22 protein-coding genes and 2 pseudogenes are annotated in these 18,184 nt (G+C 67.5%); 14 read left to right on the top strand and 10 right to left on the bottom strand.

The window, feature by feature from the left end; all coding sequences use genetic code 11:
• Window positions 1-252: 252 nt before the first annotated feature.
• Window positions 253-1,260, bottom strand: coding sequence for an RNA polymerase subunit sigma-70 (locus tag AB0P24_RS40350; protein WP_365803064.1), 1,008 nt, complete (start codon window positions 1,258-1,260; stop codon window positions 253-255).
• Window positions 1,261-1,414: 154 nt separating this feature from the next.
• On the opposite strand from AB0P24_RS40350, the gene AB0P24_RS40345 reads away from it, so the two are divergent.
• The 5 genes from AB0P24_RS40345 to AB0P24_RS40325 all read left to right on the top strand — a co-directional run bounded on the left by AB0P24_RS40345 (window position 1,415) and on the right by AB0P24_RS40325 (window position 3,944).
• The gene (locus AB0P24_RS40345) at window positions 1,415-1,984 is read left to right on the top strand and encodes a dihydrofolate reductase family protein (protein ID WP_365803062.1); all 570 of its coding nucleotides are present in this window, start codon (window positions 1,415-1,417) and stop codon (window positions 1,982-1,984) included.
• Window positions 1,985-2,195: 211 nt separating this feature from the next.
• Complete coding sequence (locus AB0P24_RS40340; protein ID WP_365803060.1) at window positions 2,196-2,774, top strand: dihydrofolate reductase family protein; 579 nt, start codon at window positions 2,196-2,198, stop codon at window positions 2,772-2,774.
• 118 nt (window positions 2,775-2,892) lie between these two features.
• Window positions 2,893-3,042 carry a hypothetical protein gene (locus AB0P24_RS40335; RefSeq protein WP_365803059.1) on the top strand — a complete coding sequence of 50 codons (150 nt, stop codon included), beginning with the start codon at window positions 2,893-2,895 and terminating at the stop codon, window positions 3,040-3,042.
• 42 nt (window positions 3,043-3,084) lie between these two features.
• The gene (locus AB0P24_RS40330; protein ID WP_365803087.1) at window positions 3,085-3,477 is read left to right on the top strand and encodes a transposase; all 393 of its coding nucleotides are present in this window, start codon (window positions 3,085-3,087) and stop codon (window positions 3,475-3,477) included.
• Window positions 3,477-3,944, top strand: a complete 468-nt coding sequence (locus AB0P24_RS40325) for a hypothetical protein (RefSeq protein WP_365803083.1) — start codon at window positions 3,477-3,479, stop codon at window positions 3,942-3,944. The genes AB0P24_RS40330 and AB0P24_RS40325 overlap by 1 nt, the downstream gene beginning before the upstream one ends.
• On the opposite strand, the gene AB0P24_RS40320 is transcribed toward AB0P24_RS40325, so the two are convergent.
• Both AB0P24_RS40320 and AB0P24_RS40315 read right to left on the bottom strand, forming a co-directional pair.
• Entirely contained in the window at window positions 3,847-4,314 is a 468-nt protein-coding gene (locus AB0P24_RS40320; protein WP_365803057.1) for a hypothetical protein, read from the bottom strand. The genes AB0P24_RS40325 and AB0P24_RS40320 overlap by 98 nt on opposite strands.
• Before the next feature lie 421 nt (window positions 4,315-4,735).
• Complete coding sequence (locus AB0P24_RS40315; RefSeq protein ID WP_365803055.1) at window positions 4,736-5,578, bottom strand: SDR family oxidoreductase; 843 nt, start codon at window positions 5,576-5,578, stop codon at window positions 4,736-4,738.
• Between the two features lie 158 nt (window positions 5,579-5,736).
• Between AB0P24_RS40315 and AB0P24_RS40310 the strand changes: the two genes are divergently transcribed.
• Window positions 5,737-6,612, top strand: a complete 876-nt coding sequence (locus AB0P24_RS40310) for a helix-turn-helix transcriptional regulator (RefSeq protein WP_365803053.1) — start codon at window positions 5,737-5,739, stop codon at window positions 6,610-6,612.
• A gap of 194 nt (window positions 6,613-6,806) precedes the next feature.
• Here the strand turns inward: AB0P24_RS40310 and AB0P24_RS40305 are convergent, their stop codons facing one another.
• On the bottom strand, window positions 6,807-7,187 hold the full coding sequence (locus tag AB0P24_RS40305) for an ATP-binding protein (protein WP_365803051.1): 381 nt from the start codon (window positions 7,185-7,187) through the stop codon (window positions 6,807-6,809).
• Between the two features lie 338 nt (window positions 7,188-7,525).
• Here AB0P24_RS40305 and AB0P24_RS40300 point away from each other — a divergent pair, with 338 nt between their 5' ends.
• From AB0P24_RS40300 to AB0P24_RS40290, 3 genes are read left to right on the top strand one after another with little or no spacing between them, the layout of a single operon-like run.
• On the top strand, window positions 7,526-8,299 hold the full coding sequence (locus AB0P24_RS40300; protein WP_365803049.1) for an SDR family oxidoreductase: 774 nt from the start codon (window positions 7,526-7,528) through the stop codon (window positions 8,297-8,299).
• A 33-nt stretch (window positions 8,300-8,332) separates the two neighbouring features.
• Entirely contained in the window at window positions 8,333-8,653 is a 321-nt protein-coding gene (locus AB0P24_RS40295; protein ID WP_365803047.1) for a nuclear transport factor 2 family protein, read from the top strand.
• A 59-nt stretch (window positions 8,654-8,712) separates the two neighbouring features.
• Window positions 8,713-9,594, top strand: coding sequence for a MerR family transcriptional regulator (locus tag AB0P24_RS40290; RefSeq protein ID WP_365803045.1), 882 nt, complete (start codon window positions 8,713-8,715; stop codon window positions 9,592-9,594).
• Here AB0P24_RS40290 and AB0P24_RS40285 read toward each other — a convergent pair.
• The 3 genes from AB0P24_RS40285 to AB0P24_RS40275 all read right to left on the bottom strand — a co-directional run bounded on the left by AB0P24_RS40285 (window position 9,480) and on the right by AB0P24_RS40275 (window position 11,614).
• Window positions 9,480-9,788 carry a transposase gene (locus tag AB0P24_RS40285; protein ID WP_365803080.1) on the bottom strand — a complete coding sequence of 103 codons (309 nt, stop codon included), beginning with the start codon at window positions 9,786-9,788 and terminating at the stop codon, window positions 9,480-9,482. The genes AB0P24_RS40290 and AB0P24_RS40285 overlap by 115 nt on opposite strands.
• 192 nt (window positions 9,789-9,980) lie before the next feature.
• Entirely contained in the window at window positions 9,981-10,289 is a 309-nt protein-coding gene (locus tag AB0P24_RS40280; protein WP_365803043.1) for a hypothetical protein, read from the bottom strand.
• Between the two features lie 50 nt (window positions 10,290-10,339).
• Entirely contained in the window at window positions 10,340-11,614 is a 1,275-nt protein-coding gene (locus AB0P24_RS40275; protein ID WP_365803041.1) for an IS110 family transposase, read from the bottom strand.
• An 865-nt stretch (window positions 11,615-12,479) separates the two neighbouring features.
• Between AB0P24_RS40275 and AB0P24_RS40270 the strand changes: the two genes are divergently transcribed.
• Window positions 12,480-13,007, top strand: a complete 528-nt coding sequence (locus AB0P24_RS40270; RefSeq protein WP_365803039.1) for a DinB family protein — start codon at window positions 12,480-12,482, stop codon at window positions 13,005-13,007.
• 285 nt (window positions 13,008-13,292) lie between these two features.
• Here AB0P24_RS40270 and AB0P24_RS40265 read toward each other — a convergent pair.
• A pseudogene (locus AB0P24_RS40265) lies at window positions 13,293-13,783 on the bottom strand (transposase); the annotation flags it as partial.
• Window positions 13,784-14,099: 316 nt separating this feature from the next.
• Here AB0P24_RS40265 and AB0P24_RS40260 point away from each other — a divergent pair.
• The 3 genes from AB0P24_RS40260 to AB0P24_RS40250 all read left to right on the top strand — a co-directional run bounded on the left by AB0P24_RS40260 (window position 14,100) and on the right by AB0P24_RS40250 (window position 15,944).
• Window positions 14,100-15,074 (top strand): MarR family transcriptional regulator, encoded by a 975-nt coding sequence (locus tag AB0P24_RS40260; protein WP_365803037.1) that lies wholly within the window; start codon window positions 14,100-14,102, stop codon window positions 15,072-15,074.
• A gap of 1 nt (window position 15,075) precedes the next feature.
• Window positions 15,076-15,459 (top strand): roadblock/LC7 domain-containing protein, encoded by a 384-nt coding sequence (locus AB0P24_RS40255; protein WP_365803035.1) that lies wholly within the window; start codon window positions 15,076-15,078, stop codon window positions 15,457-15,459.
• Between the two features lie 80 nt (window positions 15,460-15,539).
• Window positions 15,540-15,944: a hypothetical protein gene (locus AB0P24_RS40250; RefSeq protein ID WP_365803078.1), complete on the top strand. Its 405-nt coding sequence runs from the start codon at window positions 15,540-15,542 to the stop codon at window positions 15,942-15,944.
• On the opposite strand, the gene AB0P24_RS40245 is transcribed toward AB0P24_RS40250, so the two are convergent.
• Window positions 15,922-16,716 carry a transposase gene (locus AB0P24_RS40245; RefSeq protein WP_365803033.1) on the bottom strand — a complete coding sequence of 265 codons (795 nt, stop codon included), beginning with the start codon at window positions 16,714-16,716 and terminating at the stop codon, window positions 15,922-15,924. The two genes, AB0P24_RS40250 and AB0P24_RS40245, sit on opposite strands and share 23 nt — an antisense overlap.
• Before the next feature lie 252 nt (window positions 16,717-16,968).
• On the opposite strand from AB0P24_RS40245, the gene AB0P24_RS40240 reads away from it, so the two are divergent.
• On the top strand, window positions 16,969-17,568 hold the full coding sequence (locus AB0P24_RS40240) for a YdcF family protein (protein WP_365803031.1): 600 nt from the start codon (window positions 16,969-16,971) through the stop codon (window positions 17,566-17,568).
• Window positions 17,569-17,588: 20 nt separating this feature from the next.
• On the opposite strand, the pseudogene AB0P24_RS40235 reads toward AB0P24_RS40240, so the two are convergent.
• Window positions 17,589-18,068, bottom strand: a pseudogene (locus AB0P24_RS40235) (transposase); the annotation flags it as partial.
• Between the last annotated feature and the right edge of the window lie 116 nt (window positions 18,069-18,184).

Below are 18,184 nucleotides of genomic sequence, written 5' to 3'. Positions count from 1 at the left end.
CGTCTCACTCCCGTTCGGGTGTTCTCCACCCGCTCGCGCTTCTCCAGCACCCCCAGCACCCCCAGCACCCCCAGCACCGACGGCATCGACGGCATCGGCCACCTCCGCACACCTCCCATCCGAACCAACGGAACGAGCCTGCCTACCCAGCGGCCACTCCACTCCCGACATGCGGAAACGTGACCCTACGTCCGGGTTGGGATCACTTCTGACGCCAGTTCAGGCGACTGACGCGGCTGGCTGAGTGGGCAGCTATCGGCTCGAGAGTGAGCGTGGAAGCCCGAACCAGGGCAGCACGCTGTTCTCGAATCGGGTCATGGCGCTGATGCGGTGGTCGGCGAGGGTGAGGACGTAGAGGCCGGTCCCGTGGCTGATGCCGTTGGAGGCGCGCAGATACGCGCCGAACGCCGGCTGACCGTTGGCTCGCGTCGGCACCAGGTCGAACCTCCGGCCAGACCAGAAGACGCTGGCGCAGAAGCGGGCAACGAGGTCTTTGCCCTCGTACTCGAAGGGCACTGGCGGCATCGAGAAGAAGACGTCGTCGGTGAGAAGATCCACCAGCGCGTCGAGATCGGCGCACTCCCACGCGCGGACGAACCTCGCCACGACCGCGTCCTCGGAGGCCGAGCCGGGGGCGGGAGGTTGGTGGTGGGCGGCCTGCGGCCGGCGGCGTTGCAGGGCGGCGCGGGCTCGTTTGAGGGCGCTGTTGACCGAGTCGACGGTTGAGTCGAGCATGTCGGCCACCTCGCGGGCGTGGAATCCGAGGACGTCACGCAGGACGAGAACGGCGAGTTGACGAGGCGGCAGTACCTGCAAAGCGGTGACGAACGCCAGGGAGATCGATTCGGCCTGCTCGTAGCGGGCTTCCGGCCCGAGCGGCGCGTCGATCACGGCCCTGAGCAGGGTGTCGGGATACGGCTGCAGCCAGACGACCTCACCGAGCCGGGTCGGCTCGGGCGGTTCGACATCGGGCACGTTCCACTCCTTCGCCTGGCGCCGACTCGCCGAGCGACGCGCGTTGAGGCACCGGTTGGTGGCGATCCGGTACAGCCAAGTGCGCATCGAGGCGCGCCGCTCGAACCCCACGATGCCTTGCCAGGCGGCCAGTAGCGTGTCCTGCAGGGCATCCTCGGCGTCCTGCAACGATCCGAGCATGCGGTAGCAGTGCACCTGCAACTCCGCGTGGTACGGCTGGACCAATGCGCGGAACGCGTCACCGTCGCCGGCCCGCGCCTTCGACATCAGATCGCCGGTCGCCATCCTCGTGTCACCCTCTCCGTCACCACATCGCACTTCCCACGGGTATGGACACCGGCTGACCGGCCAACTGGGCGGCTGACGCGCGCCCAGTTCTGCCGATGCCGCGGTGTCTACCTCAGTGGTAGTCCGACCACCCGAACATGGGAGCATCGACATGGGAACGATCGTCGTCTTCGAGAACGTCTCACTCGACGGAGTCACCCAGGACCCGACCGGCGAGGAGGGCTTCAGCCGTTACGACTGGCGCGCCGGGCTCGCCCCGACCGACCGCGAGGCATGGGACAAGCTCATCCTCGACGACGCGCTGGGCGCGCAGGTCCTGCTGCTGGGGCGACGCAGCTACGAGTTCTTCGCCGCACGATACCCATTCCGGACCGGCCGGCTGGCGGACAGGATCAACAACTTGCCCAAATATGTCGCCTCCACCACACTCACAGATCCCGGCTGGAACGACTCGACGGTGCTCGTCGGTGACATCGCGGATGAGGTTGCGAGGCTGAAGGACACGGTCAACGGCGAGATCCGCGTCTACGCCAGCTCCCAGCTCGTGCACACGCTGATCGAGCACGACCTCGTCGATGAGCTGCGGCTGACGGTCTTCCCGCTCGTGATGGGCGCGGGCAACCGTCTCTTCGACCAGTCCGGCACCCCGAAACGCCTGCGCCTTGTCGGCACCCGCACCGTTGGCGACAGCCTTGCCTACCTCACCTACCAGGCAGGGTGACGTCGTTGGCCTGCTGCACCGTCAGGTCGGTGAGTGCGTAGACGCGTTCCGGTGTGACCTTGCCGGTGGTGACCGTTCGCGGCGGCGCACGATCTGCACGGTGGGCCGCCACTTTGCCGTGTCTGCGCGCCCAGTTCTTGGCTGGGCCGGTGTCTACCTGGTTGGAGGCGGTCCCGGTCCGGGGCGCGCCCCGGGGACAAGGAGGATCAAGATGGGAAAGATCGTGGTCAGCCAGAACGTCACGCTCGACGGCGTCGTCGAGGACCCGAGCGGCGAGGGAGGTTTCAGGCACGGCGGCTGGTTTCTTCAGTTCATGCACCAGGACTGGGAGGCGTGGGCGGAGCTCGAACTGGCCGAGGCACAAGCCGCCGAGGCGCTGCTGATGGGTCGGCGGAGCGACGAGTACTTCGGCGCACGGTCGTCAATGATGGGCGGCGAGTGGTTGGACAGTCTGAACCGCCTGCCCAAGTACGTCGTGTCCACGACGCTCAGGGAGCCCAAATGGACGAACGCCACCGTCCTGGCAGGCGACGTAGTCAGCGAGGTCTCGAAGCTCAAGCAGCAGATACAGGGGGAGATCGTCGTGTACGCCAGCCGTCCGCTCGTGCGCACACTGATGGAGCACGACCTGGTCGACGAGCTGCGCCTGACGGTCTTCCCGGTTGCGGTCGGCGCGGGCGAGCGCCTGTTCGGCGAGACCAGCGACAAGCGACCCCTGCGCCTGATCCACACGAAGGCCGTGGGGAACGGCCTCGTCCACCTGGCCTACGAGCGCGCCCGCGAGGCTTGAGAAGCGATTCTCGAACCGCGTGATACGCCTCGTGCTCGATCGTTCGTGTGGATCGATCTCGTTCGGCTGACCACTCGGCGGTGAACGCATAGGAGAGGGCCCCCTGCACAGCTCGATGATGTCGAGCCAACCATGCATCCAGGAGGCCCTGGTGGCCCCCTGCGGCGTGCCCGTCCTGCCCGCGTCCGCTTCCGGCGTGTCGCCGTGCGACTGCCTCGCCCACCAGTTCGGCAACGCCGCCGACCAACCGGACCGCGTCCGCCGCTAGGCCTGTGACCTCACCGACGCGGAGTGGGCTCTCGTCCGGCCACTGCTGCCGGTCCCGGCCTGGACGATCGGACGCGGCGGGCGCCCGGAGGGCTATTGCCACCGCCAAATGCTCGACGCAGTGCGCTACCTGGTCGCCGAGGGCGTGCGCTGGGCAAGTCTGCCCGCCGACTTCCCCAAGTGGCGGGCCGTGTACCGGTTCTTCCGCCGCTGGCTCGACAACGACCTGATCAAGGAGCTCTACGGCCGGCTGCGCAAGAGCCTGCGCGCCCTGGCCGGCAAGAAGGAGGAGCCCACCGCCGCGATCAGCGGCTCACAATCGGTGAAGGGCGACGCCACCGTCCCTGCCGCCTCCCGCGGCTACGACCCCGGTAAGAGGATCAACGGGCGCAAGCGACACATCGCCGTCGACACTCGGGCCTGCTGCTGGTCGTGATGGTCACCGCTGCCTCGGCCAGCGACCGCGACGCCGGCCGCGACCTGCTGCAGCGCCTGCGCGCCCGGCACCGCGCCGTCACCCTGGTGTGGGCCGACGGCGGTTACACCGGCTGGCTGGTCGCCTTCGCCTCAACCGTCCTCGCCATCACACTGACCATCGTCAAACGCCCCGACGACGTGTCCGGGCACCACCAGGACGCCGGAGGAGTCCCTCACGTCCTCCACCCGTCCCGGGAAACAGCACATCCTCAACCGTCTTGCTCGCCACGGCAGGAAGTACGCTGCCGAAACGATCCCGCGTTCTTGCCGTCGACGTGGGGATTCACGGAACTGCGGACAGAGCCGATTTCAAGAATCGCCATCACCGTCAGGCGCCAGCTGAACTGGAACTCAGGGCTTCCCTCAGCCGGTGGCAGACCCGCTCCACCTCCTCCGCCGGCGGGAAGCACCGCGCCTCACCCATAGCCACCTGCAGCGCCGGACCGAAGGCGTCAAACCGTGCCATGTCCTCTTTGCCGGCGGGCTGCACGACGAAGTGGATGTGTCCGGGAACGCCGCCGGCATGGGACCACAGGCATACATACACCTGGTCGGGGGTCATCACCTCGGTGACCGCAGCGCTCACCTTCTGCAGCAGAGGTCCGAGCTCCATGGACTCTTGCGCCGTCAGATCGGCCACGTGCACTACATGCCGGGCCGGCTTGACCACGACGGCACCAAGGCCCAGGGGGCCGACGCAGTGCTCGACAACCCAGAGCTGCGTCCGCAACAGGTTCCCGCCCGGCAGCGGGGCCCTGCCCTCCATGAGATCGCACGCGAGGCACTCGCCGCCCACACCAGCATCCTCCCTGTAGTTGAGCGCTTATTTGATCACAGAAGACTCATTCGGATCCGGCGACCGACGAAGCCCACTGTCGGCGAGACGCTGCACGGCAGCCGGTAAATACCGCCATGCGCAGGTCAGAAGGAGCTTCTCACCCGTGCCCAGGCAGATTCCACGTAACTTCTAGTGTCTGGAGCCGGTCCAGATCGTCCGGAAGATCCCGCGAGCTATCGAACATATTTTTCAATCTAGGAGCGTGATCATTCTCTTCGCGCTCGCGAGTTCGATTGTTTGTTCGATAGTGTTGCGGGCGAGGTGAGCGCCGGATGAGTGCGTCGGTCAGCCCGCCCCCCTTATTTGCGCATACCTCATGCAGTCGGCGTACCGCAGGGATCATGGACCGTCAGACCCTACCGACACCACGCTTTGAAGCTCAGCAGACGCCGTCGGTGATGTCAGTCAGACCTGCCGTATCGCCCTGGGCCTCGATCTCGGCCAGCCGCTCCGACAGGGCCGCTCGGAGGAATCGGTAGGAGTCGCTTCCCAGGACCAGTCGCAGCGGGGCAGGGTTCTGCTCCACGCTGTCGATGATGCGCGTGGCCATCACTGCCGGGTCGCCGAGGGAAGGCCGGCTGCGGTCCTGGGCTGCGCGGGTCATGGCGGCCGGCGTGTCGTCGTACGCCGACAGCGGGACTGCCATCTGGAGGCTGCCGTAGCGGAACTCGGTGCGCGCGCCTCCGGGCTCGACGATGGTGACGCCGATGCCGAACGGGGCGACGTCCTTGGCGGTGGATTCCATGAATCCCTCGATGCCCCACTTGCTGGCGTGGTACATGCAGGCGCCGGGGTTGGTGGCCTGCCCGCCGTAAGTGGAGATCTGAATGATGTGTCCTCCGCCCTGCCTCCGCAGATACGGCAGTGCGGCACGGGCAACCTGGATCGAACCGACCAGATTGGTGTCGAGGATACGCAGGATCTGCTCGTCGGTGACCTCCTCAGCCGCACCGAACAGGCCATGACCCGCGTTGTTGACAATCACGTCGATCCGCCCCAGCTCAGCGAAGGCCCGACCGACGACCTCCTTGACGGCGGGGGTGTCGGTGACGTCGAGGGACGCCACCCAGAACGTGTCGCCGTACCTGGCGACGAGATCGTCCACGGATCCAGTCCGACGAATCGTGCCGGCCACCTTGTCGCCTCGCTGCAGCAGCTGCTCGGTCATGTGCCGGCCGAAGCCGCTGTTGACGCCGGTGATGAACCAGGTGCGCTGTGTCATGGCGTGCTCCTTGCCGAGGAGGAATTCCTGTGCGCCGCGGTGTTCCCGAGGCCTCGTTCTCGATCCTGCGCCAGCACCGTTCGGTCAGGCAGTGCCCCCCTGTTCCGGGTAGTGGCAGGGCCCCCGCAGGAGGAGAAGTGGCGCGTTACCGTCGGAGCATGGACACAGCAGACGGCCGCAATGCCCTGGGCGAGTTCCTACGGGCCCGTCGTGAACTCGTCCGGCCGGAGGAAGTGGGGCTTCCCGCCGCAGGGCTCCGACGGGTGCCAGGGCTGCGCCGTGAGGAGGTCGCGATGCTCGCGGGCATCAGCGCCGACTACTACCTGCGTCTGGAGCGCGGCCGGGACCGCAACCCGTCGATCCAGGTGCTCGACGCCCTCGCGGAGGTGCTGCGGCTCGACGCGGACAGCGCCGCTCACCTCGTCGAACTCGCCAGGCCCAAATCCCGCCGCGGGCAGCCCCTCCCCCGCACCGAACGCGTCCCGGACGGGATCGCGATGCTGCTGGACACGTTCGCCGTGCCCGCGTTCGTGCAGAACCGGTGCATGGACGTGCTCGCCGCCAACCGCCTGGCCGTCGCCCTGTCGCCGCACATGGCGCCGGGCGTCAACCGGCTGCGGGCCCTGTTCACCGACCCTCTCGCTCGGCAGCTGCACATGGACTGGGAGCGGGGCACGGCCGGTGTGGTCGCGCAGCTGCGCGCCGCAGCCGGCGCCGAGACAGATGACCCGCGCCTGGCTCAACTCGTCGGCGAGCTGAGCCTGAAAAGCGAGCGGTTTCGTCGTCTGTGGGCCCGTCACGACGTCCGCCGCTGGGAGGGAGCCACCACCCGCCTGCGGCATCCCCAGGTCGGCGAACTGCATCTGCGGCGCGAGAAACTGGCCGTCACCGGCTCCGACGGGCTGCTCCTCGTCGTCCACTACGCGGAGCCCGGCACACCTTCCGCCACCGCACTCGCTCTGCTTGGTTCCCTGTCTGCCACTGAGCAGGAGGCCTCCGGGGCACCCCGCGTCGACAACGGTCCTCTCCGCTGAGGCTCGTCCGGCAGATCCGGGGAATAGCGCCCCTGCAGAGACGCAGTACACAAGGAAGCCGGTGTTCTGCGCTGCTGGTTCGTTGGGGAGGCGTGGACGCTGCGACCGGCTGGGGCGAGGTCTGTGCGGCCGCCCTCGGCGCATCAGCCCGAAGGAGGGCTTGCCGCCCACTCGTTCATGGCTCTTCAAGAACTTCACTCGGGCAGCGACATCTCAAACCACGTGTTCTTGCCACGGCCGGCAGGTGAACTCCCCCATGACGCCGCCAGCGCGTCGACGATGAGCAGGCCTCGCCCGGACTCCGCTTCGGCATTCATCGCCTCATTGGCAACGATCACAGTAGGAACTGGGGGCTGCGGGCTGCTGTCCTGCACTTCCACCCGGATGACGCCGGCGTGACGGCACATCCGGATGTCGACGTCACTATGTGCATGGGTCAGCGCATTGGTGACCACTTCGGACAGCATGAGTTGCAGGTCATCCAAGAGCACTTCCGATCTCCAGCGTTTGAGCACCTCGCGCAAGTAGTGACGCGTGGAAGCCACGGCCTGGAGGTCGTAGCGCTGGATGGACAACCGGGCGACGTCCTGTGCGGGGCGGGGCGGTCGGATCAGCGCTGCGGGTCGCCTCTGGTGTTCAGGCCGCAGGCGTCGTGCTCGGCGGCGTCCTGGGACACCACGGGCACGACACGGCCTCGGCCATCGATCCCACCAGGGTGCCCGCGGTGCCCTGCCGGCGGCCGACGGTGCCCGTGGTTTCAGGCAGACCGTCCGGCCTGTCGCCGTGCCTCCTCCGACAGTCCCCATGTCTTGCCGCGAACGGGGCCGAAAGTGACGGCGTTCGTCGATGTCTGACTCCGGCCATGCGGGTCCGCCTTGACCCTCTCCTGGCGGGAGGGTCCAAGGTCGCAGCCATGAGCAGCAATGATCTCGACGGACGGTTCGCCGTGGTGGCAGGCGGCAGCAAGGGACTGGGGCTGGCGACGGCACGCCGGCTCCGAGGCGCCGGGGCGGCGGTGGTCACCATTGCCCGTACGCCGCCGGAGACGGCCGACCCGCTCTTCGTGCGGGCCGATCTGAGCACCCCCGAGGGTGCCTCGGCGGCGGCCGCGGCGGTCACCGAGCGGGGCGGGGTACCGGACGTCCTGGTGCATGTCACGGGCGGCTCCCGCGCCCCGGCCGGCGGGTACGCGGCCCTCGACGACCACCTGTGGCAGGAGGAGCTTGGACTCAACCTGCTGCCGGCGGTCCGGCTGGACCGGGCGCTGGTCCCCGGGATGGTGGCCCGCGGGTCAGGCGCCGTCGTGCACGTGACCTCGATCCAGCGCCGCATGCCGCTGCACGACTCGACGCTGGCGTACGCGGCGGCCAAGAGTGCCCTGGCCACCTACAGCAAGGGGCTCGCGAACGAGGTGGCGCCGCGTGGTGTACGGGTCAATTCGGTCGCCCCCGGTTTCATCCGCACCGATGGCGCCGAGCACCTCCTGGCGCGCCGGATGAGCGAGGGCGGCATCACCCGCGAGGCCGCCCTCGGCGACCTGATGCAGGTACTCGGCGGCATCCCGCTGGGGCGGCCCGCCGAGCCGGAAGAGGTGGCCGAGCTGATCGCCTTCCTGGTCTCGGATCGGGCGAGCGCGGTCACTGCTGCCGAATACATCGTCGACGGCGGCACCATCCGCACCCTCTGAGCCGGCCTACTCATCACGACATGGGAGAAGACCATGCAAGACGTCCAGGAGTTCACCAAGGAGTATTTCGCCGCGGCGACCGATCCCGATCGCGAGCGCTACTTCGCGCTCTTCGACGACGGCATCGTCGTCCACGACGACGGCCGTAGCCATGAAGGGCTCGCGGCGGTGCGCCGCTGGCGCACCGAAATCCCGCCCGTGCGCTACGAACTCCGCGATGTCGCCGTCACCTCCACCGGGTGCCAAGCCGTTGCGGAGATCTCCGGCGACTTCCCCGGCAGCCCGGTCACCCTCAGCTTCACCTTCGAGCGCAACGCGCAGGGGAAGATCACACTGCTGGACATCAGGCCCTGAATACCCACCCGGATACCGGGACCTGAGCCGGCTCGGATCCACACGACGAGGAGGAGATCGTGGACGAGCAGGACATCGTGGCAGCGCGATTGACGATCGGGGAGTTCTCCCGGATCACGCACCTGAGCATCCGCACGCTGCGCCGATACCACGAGCAGGGCCTCCTCGTTCCCGCAGAGGTCGACCCGGCCACGAACTACCGCTATTACACGCCCGCGCAGGTCCGGCCGGCGCTGACCATCAGGCGGTTCCGCGAGCTCGACCTCCCACTGGCAGACCTCCGGCGCTTCCTCCAGGCCGAGTCCGCGGGCGGGGACGAGGCGGGCCACAGGGCGGCGCAGCAGATCGTCGTCGCCCACCTGCGCCGGCTCGAAGACCGGCTGGGCCGGACCCAGCGAGCCGTCGAAACGCTCCGGGAACTCCTCGACCCGCAGGCCGAACGAACCGTGAACCTGGAGGTCCTTCCGGCCCAGCGCGTCTTCGCCGTGTCTCTCGACGTCCCGCCCGGGGCCAACCTCAGCTGGTACGACTCCGCGATGCACGACCTGGACGCAGCAGCCGGCGGCCGCCCGGTTCTCCCGCCGGGCGGCCGCTACCAGCACGAGCTCTTCACCGAGGGCCACGGCCGCGCCACCGTCTACCTTCCCGCCGAAGTGCCGCTGCCACCGGATGCACCGGCCACCGTACGAGAACTCCGGCTGCCCCAGCGGACCGCCGCCGTCGCCACCCACCTGGGCCCGCACGACGATCTCGACCTCACCTACGCCGCCCTCGGCTCCTTCGTCGCCCGGAACGGACTCCACTCCCAGGACCTCGTCGAGGAGACCTATCTCGTCGGGCCGGGCGACACCGACCAGCCCGATCGCTGGCGCACCGTCGTCTCATGGCTGATCGCCTCCGACCCGGTCGGTTCGAGGGGGCAGAAGATGCGGGTCGACTGATCCGTCCGCACCGCCTTGTGCCCTGGATCCCGCCAGCGGGCGAAGAAGGCATACACCCATGGCCAGGGCGGGAAGTCGGACGGCATCGCCCGCCGCTTGATGCCGTTGTCGACGGGATAGCGCACCGCGTCGGTCATCTGCCGGTGGCAGTAGCCCTCCGGCCGGCCGCCCCGGCGCGCCGGCCATCCCGGCACCGGCAGAAGATCCCGCACCGACGCCCACTCCGCATCGCTTCTGTCCGAGCCGTACCGGGGCCGGCGCTCTGGCCGGTCGGCCGCATTCGCGAACCGATGGGCGAGACATTCACAGCCAGGAGTGGCCGGACCGGACCCGGCCACCGCAACCACGCGACACTTCGACAACAGACACCTCACGTTGCTATGCCGTCAAGTTCTCGGGATCAGCCCTCCGTTCACGGCGCGGTTGTATAGCCGACGGTGCCACTCGTTGGCGTGGGGTCCGGGGTCGGTGGTCAGGACGGGGTTTGGGCCGGTCTCGATGAGGTGCAGCAGGGTCCCGGCGACGCCGTAGCAGTCGTCCGGGCCGAAGCAGGAGACCAGCGCTCGAGCTTCCTCTCCCGTGACTGGCTTCGGAATCGCGTCGAGTTGTTCGACGCGCGTGTCGATCTCCTCTTCGCTCGCGTCCCAGTCGGGGAGCGGGCCGTCGGCGACGAACGCCTGCACTTCGGGTCTCATGGGTGAATGATCAGCTTCCATTGCCAGCGTGAGCAAGGTGTCTTCGCTGTTCAGGCTGCCTCCGCCTCTGCCTGCGACGGTGCTGGAAACGCAGCTTGCTCGTCGAAGAGTTCGCGGCGTTGGAGGCAGTGGTAGAGCTGTCCGATCATGCGGTTGAAGAGATTGCGCTGGGCAGCGGCGTGCCAGTCTCCGTGCTCGCGTCGTCGCCGGTAGTGGGCGTTGGCTCCGGTGGATGTTCGGAGCGAGGAAAAGGCCCAGAGGTAGCCGGCGTGGTTGAGCCGGTCGTTCTTCACCCAACGTCTTGTGACGCTGGACTTCTTGCCGGAGGCCCTGGTGATGGGCGAGGAACCGGCGTATGCCTTCAGGCCGCGGGCATCGGCGAAGCGGGTGGAGTCGTCCCCGATCTCAGCCAGAATCCGGGCGGCGAGCTGGATGCCGAGCCCGGGGAAGCTCAGCAGGATCTCGGCGTCCGGGTGCTGAGGGAACGCCTCTTCCACCGCCTCGGCAAGCTGGTTGGCGGCGGTGCAAGCGGCATCCAGTTGGAGAAGGAGGGCGAGCATCTGCTTGCCGAGTGCCTCTTCGACCAGCGGCGGCTGGTGGGCCCACTCGGCGCGGAAGACGTCGCGGACGCGGTCGGCTTCGGCCTCGATGCCGCGCTTGCGGCCTGCTCGTCTAAGAGCGGCCTGGAGCTGAGTGCGGGTCAGCCGCGCGGCCCGAGAGGGAGTCGGTGCGGCCTTGAGGAGTTCGCGGACTTCGGGGCGGCACAGAGCGTTGGCCCAGGTGGCGAAGGCTTCCAGGGCAGCGGGATAGTACTCGCGCAGAAGGGAGCGGAGCTGGTTGGCGAGCTGCTGCCTGTTCCACAGAGAATCTTGCTGGGCACGTGCCAGGACGGCGATCGAGCGTCCGAGGTCGCTGTCCTGCGGCAGCGGCCGATGGGCATGCATGTCGGTGCGCAGGATGTTCGCGAGCACGAGTGCGTCGCCGGGGTCGGACTTCTTGCGCGAGACCGAGTGGCGGTCGCGGTAGCGGGCCGCGGCCAGCGGGTTGATCGCGAACACTTGCCGTTTTCCGGTCCGCAGCACGGCAATCAGCAGGCCGCGGGAGGTCTCGATCGCCACCGGTATCGGGTTGTCCTCGGTGTCGCCGTACTCCGCGAGCAGCTCCACCAGCAGTTTGTAGCCGGCCGCGTCGTCAGTGATGTGTCGCTTGGCCCGTAACTCGCCGTTGTCGTCCACCAGGGCGACGTCGTGTGTCTTCTCGGCCCAGTCGATTCCGCAGTAGATCAAGATGTTCCCTTCCCAGGCACGGGTGTCTGTGCTGGTCACGAGCGCATGCGGGCCACGCAGCGACCTAATTCCAGGACTCGGCCCACCGGACTGGTCCGCCACCTCACTAGCCGTTCGTGGCACCAGCGCACCACGCGGGCCTCGGTCTGTGCGGGAGCTCGGACGGCTCGGGCGTATCGAGAGGTCACCGCGTGGTGGGCTCGCACCACCAGCACCAACGAGTGATCAGAGCAAGGGGTGTTGACGCTCGACGGCGCCGGGCATCGCCGCTCTGCACGGAGGCATCGTGGCCAGGTAGAGCACAGGCGTCCGCCCGGCGCCCACGAGCGCCAGCCCCTCGCTTTACGGTGGTGGCCGCGAGGACGCCGAACGCCGCCGCTCTGTTGTGAGACGTCGAGGTCAGGGCCTCTTGAGGCGTCCGTCCGACAGCTCACGCGACCACCACCATGAGCATCGGGGCCCACACCCCTCTCAGTGGAGGCCTCAACGGCCAGGGTCCAGAAAGGCGTCCCAGTCCCGCGCTCGAACAGTCCGCCGCGGGTGTGGTCCCCGCTGCTGGAGCTGTTAACAAGGAATTAGGGCCTCTTGCTCCTCGCTGGACTCGACAACCGCGAGCTGCCAAGAGGCCCTTCCTTCATGCCTGCGCGTCGACCAACTCAATCGATCCAGAACCCCGTTCGAACCAGACCGATCACACGAACGGATAGAGAACGGCCGGTTAGTACTCCAGTACGACTTCGTGATCTGCGGTCGGAGGTCGGGGCAAGCCTTCTCGCGACGTGACCCTGGATCGGAAGGTGACTTCAGTGGCTGGCTGCCTCACGGTTCCGCTGGCCTTCGGCCGGGTGCATGTACCGGATATTGGACAACTCCCTGCGCGTCCGCAGAGATTCGGGGATCCTGGGTGACCGTGACCGAAAATTTGAGCGATACAACTCCGGGTAGTGAGGTAAGGGCGCTTCTTCGGGTCCTGGACGGACAGCGACGCCACGTTCTCGGCATCCTTGACGGGCTCGACGCGAAGGATCTCCGACGGCCCGTGCTGCCTTCCGGATGGCACTGCCTGGGGCTGGTGCAGCACCTGGCACTGGATGTGGAGCGGTTCTGGTTCCGCGCGGTCGTTGCCGGGGAGGAGAAGGTCATCCGCGGTCTGACGAGCGGCGACGAAGCCTGGAAGGTGGCCCTGGAAGTGCCGGCCAACGAAGTGCTCGACCGGTATCGGCGGGAGGCGGAACTCGCTGATGCCGTCATCACCGCCACCTCTGCCGACGCCGCATTGGCCTGGTGGCCCCACGACCTGTTCGGTGAACCGCACCTGCACACGCTGCGCGACGTTCTGCTGCACGTCATCACCGAGACTGCCTGCCATGCCGGCCACCTCGACGCAGCCCGAGAGCTGATCGACGGCCGCCGCTGGCTGGTCCTGACCTGAAAATCGCCGGTCCGGCTCCGCGCTCCTCGTGTCGCGTTTTGTGTTCCATCCGGTCGGTTCGTGAGGGTCTCGCTGGCGGTAGTGGCCGCGGCGGGCTGTTGCCTGGTGTTGTCGGCGCCAGGTGGACCAGTGCAGCAGCCTGGTTGCTGTCACGGCCGGCGGGTGGAGAACGGCGGCAAGTAGGTGTCGGATCTCCGGGACGGTGAGTCTGATCAGGGGGTGACCGCAGGTGAGGTGGGCTGGTCGGGCGGAGCGCCCGGGTGCTGAGCTGACGGCGACGGCGGTCAGGAGGGCCAGGGCGAGCATGGCGAGCGTGACGTGCCGGTGCCATGAGGTCCAGTGCCTGACCTGGTAATGGTCGAGTCCGACTTGGCCCTTGGCGGCTTGGAAGCATTCCTCGACGCTCCAGCGGACACCGGCGACGCGGACCAGTTCCGCAAAGGTGGTTGTGGTGGGTGACCAGCACAGGTAGAAGGCGAGTTCCCTGGCGGTCCGATTGCGGCCCTTCTTCACAAAGCCGGTCTCGTCCACGATCAGCACGCCGTCGCCGGTGCCGAGGTGTTCAACGACGTAGGCACGTAGGTCATCACGGACTGTGTGGCGTCCCAGCGGGCGTAGCGCAGCAGCCGCTGCATCGGCCCAGGCCGGGCCAGGCCGGCTTGTTCGGCTAGCTGCCAGCAGTTCTTCCGCTCCGCCTTCGACAGCAGCCCGAGTAGACAGGCCCGGGCACTCAGCCGTGGCTCGACTCGGCCGAAGCGACCCGCGACCCGGGCCATGGCCTGGTCGAACATCTCCCGCCAGCGCGCAGGGTCTACGTTGTGGCCCGCGGCCACCGCACGATCTTCGCTTGTCCACACAACAACCGATGATCACGCGGTGGCCGTACCCGTTCCCAGCCAGGACCGCAGAAAGATCGCGAAACCAGACTGGAGTATTAGGAGTTCCAAAGGTGCGCTATCACGCGGGTGGCTCATCGGCAATGGGTCGAATGGTAGTTGGGTGGTCGGCCAATGAGCCGTAGGGTTTCGGCCACGGGTGTGACGCACGGGGACGTAGCGAGAACCTGAAACTTCCGGGGCTCTGGGGGGAGCGGTGACGGGAATCAGCGAGAACTTCGGCTTGGCCGCATTCGACATTCTTGACCGCGCCCTCACGGAATGCCGAGCGGGCGCGGTGACCGGCAGGCTGAGCTTCTCAGGCAGCCCCGGGGCGGTGTTCCATATGCGGCAGGGCTTCGTCGTCGCCGTGGACAGTCCCGGTGCTCCGGGGCCGGACGCGCTTCTGCTGCGGTCCGGAAGAATCAGTGAAACCGACTGGACGGCGACCCTGCGCGCTGCCGCGGAATCGCGCACCCCACAGGCTGAATTGGTCGTCCGGGGCTGCGTCGGGTCCACCGAACTGCAGGTTCTGTGCCTGATGGCGATGCAGGACGCGGCCTTTGCCACTGCCGCGGGCACCGTCGAGGACTATGCCGTGGACGACGAACCGGCGGAGATCCTGTTGCTTGCGGTGGACGGCATCGATCCTGACCTTCTCCTGCGCGAGACCGCACGTCGACTGGGTGCCCTCGCCAAACTCCCCGTCCGCGTGACGCCGCACCGTCAACGCGTCGCTCCCGCGCCCGGGATCGACACGAGAGACCGTCTTCTCACTCCTGGTCGCCGTGAGATTCTCGCGTATACCGACGGTCGGCGCTGTGCCCGGGACATCGCCTTCAGAATCAGCCGCAGCGTGTATTCGGTGACGGTGGAGATCTCCCGGATGCTGAGCGAGGGCCTGGTAGTGGAGGTCGTCCCCGGAGCCCGCCGGGACGCCGCACCGGAAACCAGCGCGCCGGAGCCGCCCACGAAGGTACGGCCCATCCCTGGCCAGGACGATGGCGACGGTTCGCCGGATCTGCTGCCCCTACGCCGCCGCGGAGCGAGTGGCATCAACGAATCGCCGGACAAGACCAGGACCTCAGGCTGGGAAGGGCTGCCACGGCTGCTCGCCCGAATGCGGCCTTCCCCGGCCAACGCCCCGGCCGCCGCGGATCCCGGGGACGCGGGGAACCAGAAAGGAACCTGAGATGGACAAAGCGCTGGTTGCCGAACTGCACACGCTGCGCGAGCAGGTGAGCGGCATCACGGACACGTTGGTGTCCGCGGTGGACGGCCTTCTCATCGTGGCCGACACCGAGGACACCATCGACCCTGACGGACTCTCCGCACTCGCCGCCGCCGGCCTCGGACTCGCACAGAGGACCACTGAGGCCACCGGACGTGGCACGTTCCGGCAGAGCGTCGTCTACGGCAGCGGGGGATACATGGCCGTGTACGCCGTGGGAGACATGGCTCTGATGGTCGTTCTCGGGGACGAAGGCCTCAACGTCGGGCGACTGCTGAAGGAATCACAGCCCGCCGTCGAGCGGATCAGTTCGATCCTCTCCTCGCCGCAGGCCCCCCAGAGATGAAACGGGTGCGCCACGCGCCCGCCGTCGATCAAAGAGAAGAGACAGAGAAGATGGACGCGGCAGGAAAGCATCACCAGAGCATGCACGACCAGGTGATTTCCGTGGTCAAGCAACTGCGTCACGAAGTCCCCGACTGCTTGGCCTCCGGCGTGGTGGACATGGCGACCGGCATGCTGCTGGCATACGAGACCACCGACAACCATCCCCAGGAGGTTCTTGACCTGCTCGCCGGGGCGACGCTCGATTTGTTCCAGGGCCGCACCGTCGTCATGATCGAGAACTTGTTCAAGGAGCGCCGCGGCGTCAGCAACAATGAGCACTACTTCCAGGAGATCCTGGTCAACAGCTCCCATCTGACGCACCTGTTCATCCGGAGCAACCACAACGAGGACACTGTCGCTGTCGCGGTGTGCCCCAATTCCGTGAACATCGGAATGCTGCTGGCCTCCGCCAGGAGAGTGGTCAAGGAGTACGGCGCCATCTGATCCCGGATCCGGCGCGTGATGATCGGCTCGGGCGGCTTCGGATACCAAGAGGTGTCGGCTGACCTTTGATGATGGGCAAGTTGGACGCTTCCATCAGTGCCAGGCGGCAGGGCACCTCCGAATCCGTCCCTATGGGCCCGGTCCACCGCCTGGAGATCCGGCGGCTGAAGACCGTCCCCCTTCGCCCACCTGACACCCCGGCGCACGCCAGGCAGTACACGTCGTGCGCTGGAGGAAGGACTTTTCCAGCGAGACCGCCGCCCTCAGGTGCATCGGCATGGCGCTTGCCCAGCGGGAGCCGGCGACCGCAGCAGCTCTGCGACGCTGGTGCCGCCTGGCGCAGAGGCCAGGTAGTACGCGGTCTCGTCAGGGTGAGCAATGCTGCGGCGGGCCGGCCCCGCGACGAGGCACAGGCGGCGAACACGGCGACCTGGCAGTTCTCGGTGCGTCCTGCCGTGCCCGAGTACTGCCGCTGCAAGCCCGCCGAAGCGGTGCCCTTCTCGAGGAAGCCGGTCTCATCGATGATCAGGACACCGTCGGGCTCGCCGAGCCGTTCGGCCACGTATTCCTGCGGGCCGTCGCGGACCTCATCCGGATCCCAACGGGACCGGTGCAAAAGGTGCTGCAAGCCCGCCGGGACGTCGTGGCCGACGTGCTCCCCCAGTTGCCAGCCGTTCTTCCGGTCGACAGGGCCGAGCAGCCCGCGCACGTAGTCCCGCGTCCGCCGTCGCAGATCGACCCGGCCGAACCGGCGACCGACCCGCAACAGCACCCCTTCAAGCTCTCAAGCCCAGACACCGGGCCGCACATCATCTTGCACGATCAGCACAACAGTGACCGGGCGCTGCCGGTCACGAACTTCGACCACATGACGACGTGTCAGCTGGGAATGCTCAGAGACCAGCCCCTGACCAGCGGCAATAGCGATGTGCAACTGGATTGTTGAAACTCCTAACAGAATGCGTCGTCTGCAGCGTGGCTGGTTCCTTCGTGGCCTGATGCCGAGGTGTCCTAGAGTCGCCGCATGCGGCGAAGGACGGGACTGGCGGTAGCCGGTGTTGCAGCCCTGGCCTGGGGCGAGTGGTTGAACTGGCGCTGGTCTCGAGCGCTCGTGGGGAGGAGCGGGGGCGCCTCCACGGCCGTGGTGGTGTTGGGGTACCGGAATCCCCAAGCGACGGCGAACTTGGTCAACCGATGGCGAGTCCGTGCTGGAATCCGCTCCATCGCCGCTGACGGTGCTCATGGGACCTGCGTGATCTTCAGCGGCGGTGCGACCAGCAGCGGCGCCACGGAGGCCCAGCTGATGGCTGACTACGCGACGTCGGTACTTAAGTTCGACGGCACGGTGCTCCTCGAGGACCAAAGCGCGACGACGTGGGAGAACATCACGAACGTGATCCCACTGCTTGAAGACATGGATCGCATCAAGATCGCCTCCCAGCCGGCTCATGCGCTCAAGGCCCGTGCGTACTTGCGGCGGCAGCGCCCCGATCTTGCAGAGAGGCTGGTGCGCGCGGATGACTACCGCCCCGGCGAATGGATGGTCGTCAAACCGTTGTTGGCTCTGTACGGGCTGTGGACACTCCGCGGCCTCAAGGCCGACGAGCGGAAGGTCTCGCGGTAGACAGCCGCGGTCGCTTTGCCTCACGCATGGTGGTTCCTGAGTCGACGCCAGCAGATATTGCTGCACCCCGGAGTGAGGAGCACTTCGTGGATGTCGTCGCGGATCTCCCAGCGGATCCGCAGGCGGCGGAACCAGTGCGGGTGGGCGAACGCGCGCTCCACGACACAGCGCTGGGTGCCCAGGCCGGAGCCGTGCTCGGTGCCGCGGCGGGCGATCAGCGGTTTCACGCCGAGATCCCGGACGAGACGAACGGTATTTGCGGTGGTCGTAGCCGCGGTCGGCCAGTAGCACGTCCGGGCGGCGGCGGGGCCGGCCGTGCTTGCCTCACAACGGCGGCACAGCGTGCAGAAGCGGGACGAGCTGGGTGACGTCGTTCGGTTGCCGCCGGTCAGGGTGACGGCGAGTGGGATGCCGGTGGCGGCGGTGATCAGGTGGTGTTTGCCGCCCGTCCTGCCCCGGTCAACGGGGCTTCGTGCGGTCTTGGAGCCCCCTTCGACGCTCGGACGGCGATTCGTTGTTCTGGCCATTTGCTTAGCAGGGGAGACGTCACGGAAAGCGAGGGAGCGGTGCTCGAACCACTGCTCCCCGGGAGTAGTGGCCGGTGCGGCCGGTGGCG

The organism is Streptomyces sp. NPDC086519, assembly GCF_040686075.1.
Lineage (GTDB): Bacteria > Actinomycetota > Actinomycetes > Streptomycetales > Streptomycetaceae > Streptomyces > Streptomyces shenzhenensis.
Note: the sequence above shows the minus strand (reverse complement) of the source record. Positions and strands in the feature narration are given on the sequence as shown.

Coding starts and splice junctions, on each gene's coding strand:
- AB0P24_RS40350 (WP_365803064.1), bottom strand. CDS start 1,260: ATGGCGACCGGCGATCTGATGTCGAAGGCGCGGGCCGGCGACGGTGAC.
- AB0P24_RS40345 (WP_365803062.1), top strand. CDS start 1,415: ATGGGAACGATCGTCGTCTTCGAGAACGTCTCACTCGACGGAGTCACC.
- AB0P24_RS40340 (WP_365803060.1), top strand. CDS start 2,196: ATGGGAAAGATCGTGGTCAGCCAGAACGTCACGCTCGACGGCGTCGTC.
- AB0P24_RS40335 (WP_365803059.1), top strand. CDS start 2,893: ATGTCGAGCCAACCATGCATCCAGGAGGCCCTGGTGGCCCCCTGCGGC.
- AB0P24_RS40325 (WP_365803083.1), top strand. CDS start 3,477: ATGGTCACCGCTGCCTCGGCCAGCGACCGCGACGCCGGCCGCGACCTG.
- AB0P24_RS40315 (WP_365803055.1), bottom strand. CDS start 5,578: ATGACACAGCGCACCTGGTTCATCACCGGCGTCAACAGCGGCTTCGGC.
- AB0P24_RS40310 (WP_365803053.1), top strand. CDS start 5,737: ATGGACACAGCAGACGGCCGCAATGCCCTGGGCGAGTTCCTACGGGCC.
- AB0P24_RS40300 (WP_365803049.1), top strand. CDS start 7,526: ATGAGCAGCAATGATCTCGACGGACGGTTCGCCGTGGTGGCAGGCGGC.
- AB0P24_RS40295 (WP_365803047.1), top strand. CDS start 8,333: ATGCAAGACGTCCAGGAGTTCACCAAGGAGTATTTCGCCGCGGCGACC.
- AB0P24_RS40280 (WP_365803043.1), bottom strand. CDS start 10,289: ATGAGACCCGAAGTGCAGGCGTTCGTCGCCGACGGCCCGCTCCCCGAC.
- AB0P24_RS40255 (WP_365803035.1), top strand. CDS start 15,076: ATGGACAAAGCGCTGGTTGCCGAACTGCACACGCTGCGCGAGCAGGTG.
- AB0P24_RS40250 (WP_365803078.1), top strand. CDS start 15,540: ATGCACGACCAGGTGATTTCCGTGGTCAAGCAACTGCGTCACGAAGTC.
- AB0P24_RS40240 (WP_365803031.1), top strand. CDS start 16,969: ATGCGGCGAAGGACGGGACTGGCGGTAGCCGGTGTTGCAGCCCTGGCC.